This window comes from Mesorhizobium sp. M7A.F.Ca.US.002.01.1.1, from assembly GCF_004022955.1.
GTDB classification, from domain to species: Bacteria; Pseudomonadota; Alphaproteobacteria; order Rhizobiales; family Rhizobiaceae; genus Mesorhizobium; species Mesorhizobium ciceri.
This window is the reverse complement of sequence record NZ_RZQE01000557.1, coordinates 1-3474: the sequence shown is the minus strand read 5'-3', so window position 1 is coordinate 3474 and position 3474 is coordinate 1. Positions and strand designations below refer to the sequence as shown.

At 61.8% G+C, this 3474-nt stretch carries 3 protein-coding genes and 2 pseudogenes; all 5 read left to right on the top strand.

Annotated features, from left to right (window positions below; translation table 11 throughout):
* Positions 1-445 (top strand): annotated as a pseudogene (locus tag EN932_RS31830) (extracellular solute-binding protein); the annotation flags it as partial.
* A 1-nt stretch (position 446) separates the two neighbouring features.
* Positions 447-1382 carry a sugar ABC transporter permease gene (locus tag EN932_RS31825; protein WP_027161988.1) on the top strand — a complete coding sequence of 312 codons (936 nt, stop codon included), beginning with the start codon at positions 447-449 and terminating at the stop codon, positions 1380-1382.
* The gene (locus EN932_RS31820; RefSeq protein ID WP_128337865.1) at positions 1379-2227 is read left to right on the top strand and encodes a carbohydrate ABC transporter permease; all 849 of its coding nucleotides are present in this window, start codon (positions 1379-1381) and stop codon (positions 2225-2227) included. The genes EN932_RS31825 and EN932_RS31820 overlap by 4 nt, the downstream gene beginning before the upstream one ends.
* A 31-nt stretch (positions 2228-2258) precedes the next feature.
* Positions 2259-3191 (top strand): 3-keto-5-aminohexanoate cleavage protein, encoded by a 933-nt coding sequence (locus EN932_RS31815; protein ID WP_064994970.1) that lies wholly within the window; start codon positions 2259-2261, stop codon positions 3189-3191.
* Positions 3192-3202: 11 nt separating this feature from the next.
* Positions 3203-3445 (top strand): annotated as a pseudogene (locus tag EN932_RS31810) (ATP-binding cassette domain-containing protein); the annotation flags it as partial.
* Between the last annotated feature and the right edge of the window lie 29 nt (positions 3446-3474).

Sequence of the window (3474 nt, the reverse complement as noted above, 5' to 3'; positions counted from 1 at the left end):
CTACCGCACCCAGAACCCGGCCATCAACATGGACTTCGTCGCCCCGCCCATGGCCAAGGCCGGCGATACGCCGCAGGTGACCAAGTTTTTCGACGGCGGCTATGCGGTCAACGCCAAGTCGGCCAACAAGGAGGCCGCGCTCAAGCTGGTCAATTGGATGGGCACAAAGGAGTTCGGCGACAAGTTCTCCGCTCTGCTCGGCAACATCTCGCCGATCAAGGGCGTCGTCATCAAGGACGAGCTTCTCGCCCATGTCGCCAAGTTGAACGAAACCGCCATGCCGCATATCAATGTCGTCTACTTCCGTTTCGAGAAACCGACGGGATCGGAGCTGCTGCAGGGCGACATCACCAAGATGATGTCGGGTTCGATCACCCCGGACCAGCTGGCCGCCGACCTGACCAACGGCCTCGCCAAATGGTACAAGCCTTTCCAGGGCAAGTGACATGAACAGCGGCCGGCGCCACACCACAAAAGCCTTTCCGTGGCGCCGGTCACTGTGGATCGCGTCCCTGCTGACACCGGCCCTGGTGGTCATGGTGCTGTTCGTGCTCTGGCCGCTGCTCTCAGCCTTCCGCCTTGCCTTCTATGAGTTCAACGGCTTGCAGCCGACCGGATTCATCGGCTTCGAAAACTTCCGCAAGGTGCTGTTTGAACAGCCTTACAGCGACTGGACCTGGAATGCGCTGAAGCACAACATCATCGCCTTCGTGGCGCTGATGGTGTTCGAGAACGGCACCGCTTTCCTGCTCGCCTATGCCTTGCTGAAGGCGCTGCCCGGCCACCGTATCCACCAGGTCATCGTCTTTCTTCCGGTCGTGCTGTCGGCGGTCATCGTCGGCTTCCTGTGGAAACTGTTCCTGCATCCGCTGTTCGGCCTGGTGAACCAGACGCTGGCGCTGGTCGGCATCGGCGCCATACCGTGGCTCGGCAACGAACACACCGCACTCGGCAGCGTCCTGTTCGCCAATGTCTGGCACTGGCTGGGCTTCCCCACCCTGGTGCTGCTGGCCGGCATGCAGCGCGTCAGCAAGGAAGTCATCGAGGCTGCCCGTCTCGACGGCGCCGGCGACTATGTGCTGATGACCAGGATTATCTGGCCGCTGATTGCGCCGAGCGTCACCATCGTCACCATCCTGACCTTCATCGGCAGCTTCAACTGGTTCGAAATCCCCTATGTCATGGCTGGCCTCACCGGTTCGCCCGGCGGCGCGACAGATGTGCTCGGCCTCTATTTCTACCGCACCGCCTTCGGTTCGACGACGACCGGGATCCAGGATTTCGGCCAGGGCAGCGCGCTGGCCGTGATGATGTTCATCATCGTTGCAGGCGTCACTGCAATCGCGCTTCGCTACCTGCGCCGTCGCGAGATCGAGCTGTGAGCGCGACAGCCCGCACCGGGCAACCCGCCGAGTTGCTGAAGAATGGCGCCATCCAGCTGATGCTGGCGATCAACGCCGTCATCATGATCTATCCGCTGTTCGTCATGGTGATGTCGTCCTTCAAGACTAATGCCGAGATCTTCTCCTCGCCCTTCGCCCTGCCGGCGCACTTTTCGCTGGCCAATGCCGAGCGGGTGTGGAGCGAAACCAACTTCGTGCGCTACCTCGCCAACTCCGTCGGCATCACCATGGCCGCGGTCGCCCTCATCCTTCTGTTCAGCACCATGGCCGCCTATGCGATTGCCCGCTACCAGTTCAGGCTGAGCGCGCTGGTGCTGATGTTTTTCCTCAGCGGCATGACGGTGCCGCTCAAACTGGCGATCATTCCGCTGTTCATCCAGCTGGATTCGCTTGGGCTGGTCGACAGCTATGCCGGCCTGGTGCTGGTCTATGTCGCCATGGGCATTCCCTCAGCGGTGTTCATCATGACCGGCTTCCTCCGGACCTTGCCGCGCGAACTGGAAGAGTCCGCACGCATGGACGGCGCCAGCGAATTTCGCATCATGCGCTCGATCATGTTGCCGTTGGCGCGCCCGGCCCTGGTCATCGTCGCCATCCAGAACGCCGTGCCGATCTGGAACGACTTCTTCTTCCCGCTGGTGCTGATCACCTCGGACGAGCTCAAAACCTTGCCGCAGGGCCTCACCGTCTTCGTCGGTGAATTCACCACCGACTGGGGCGTGCTGTTCACCGGGCTCACTCTGGCGGCGCTGCCGATAACGCTGCTCTACATCGTGCTGTCGAAGCAGTTCATCTCCGGCATCACCCAAGGCGCGGTGAAATAGACTGCGGTCAAATAGACGAGGAAATCTTCAAGTGGCGAACCAGAACAAGATCATCATCACCTGCGCGGTTACCGGCTCGATCCACACGCCGTCCATGTCGCCGCATCTGCCGGTGAGCGCCCAAGAGATTGCCGATGCCGCGATCGGCGCGGCCGAGGCCGGCGCTGCCATCGTCCATCTGCATGCGCGCAACCCCGCCGACGGCCGGCCCGACCAGTCGACCGAGGCGTTTGCGCCCTTCCTGAAGGTGATCAAGCAACGCTCGGACTGCGTCATCAACATCACCACAGGCGGCGCCGCGACAATGAGCGTCGAGGAGCGCGTCAAGCCGGCGGCGACCTTTGCGCCGGAAGTTGCATCGCTCAACATGGGCTCGATGAATTTCGGCCTCTACCCAATGCTGGAGCGCTTCAAGACCTTCGAGCATGACTGGGAACGCCCCTATCTCGAAGGCTCGCGCGACCGCATCTTCCGCAACACCTTTGGCGACATCGAGCACATCCTGCGCACCTGCGCGCAAAACGGCACGCGTTTCGAGATCGAGTGCTACGACATCGGCCACCTCTACACGCTCGCCCATTTCGTTGAGCGCGGCCTGGTCAAGGCGCCGTTCTTCGTCCAGAGCGTGTTCGGCATATTGGGCGGCATCGGCACCCATCCGGAAGATGTCGCGCATATGAGGCGCACCGCCGACCGGCTGTTTGGACAGGACTACCACTGGTCGGTGCTGGGCGCCGGCCGCAGCCAGCTGCCGATCGCCACCCAGGCCATTGCGCTCGGCGGCAATGTGCGCGTCGGGCTGGAGGACTCGCTCTGGATCGGCAAGGGCCAACTGGCGAAATCCAATGCCGAGCAGGTGCGCAAGGTACGCCAGATCATCGAAGGGCTTGGCGCTTCGGTCGCCACCCCTGACGAGGCACGGCAGATCTTGCAGCTCAAGGGCGGCGACAAGGTCTCTTTCTAAGGAAAATACCAATGAGTGCGCTCACCATATCAGGTGTCGATAAGGCCTATGGCAAGGCGAAGGTCATCCACGGCGTGTCCGTCGACATCGCGTCGGGCGAATTCGTCATCCTGGTTGGCCCGTCCGGTTGCGGCAAGTCGACCTTGATCAGGATGATCGCCGGCCTGGAAGACATCAGCGCCGGCGAGATCGCGCTCGACGGCAAGGTTATCAACGATGTCGCGCCGAAATCGCGCGATATCGCCATGGTCTTCTAGAACTATGCGCTCTACCCGCACATGAC